Source organism: Parvimonas sp. D2, assembly GCF_035282635.1.
In the GTDB taxonomy this organism is placed as follows: Bacteria; Bacillota; Clostridia; order Tissierellales; family Peptoniphilaceae; genus Parvimonas.
In genome coordinates this window covers 1-240 of sequence record NZ_JAYKBO010000100.1, presented here as the reverse complement: position 1 = coordinate 240, position 240 = coordinate 1, and the positions used below count along the sequence as shown (strand labels likewise).

1 protein-coding gene is annotated in these 240 nt (G+C 31.7%); it reads right to left on the bottom strand.

All coding sequences use genetic code 11. The features are described 5' to 3' along the window. Window positions 1–15 precede the first annotated feature (15 nt). A partial coding sequence (locus VJI77_RS07720; RefSeq protein ID WP_323989015.1) for an ABC transporter substrate-binding protein occupies window positions 16–240 on the bottom strand: 225 nt, incomplete at its 5' end.

Genomic DNA, 240 nt, shown 5'->3' with positions numbered 1-240 from the left:
ATATATTGATTTAAATTATATTAGTCTTCCGTTTGTAAGTTCAAAATCTAAGCCAATTTGTTTCCCTTGTTGGATATAGTAGTTAGCTATAGGTTCAGCTGTAGCACCACCAGACTTTGATGCGAATTTAATCTTTAATGGTTTACCTTCTTTATATTCTCTTATTCCGTCACCATTAGTATCTTTGTAACCTGCTTCTTCAAGAAGTTTCTTAGCTTTTTCTAAATCGTAAGTATAACC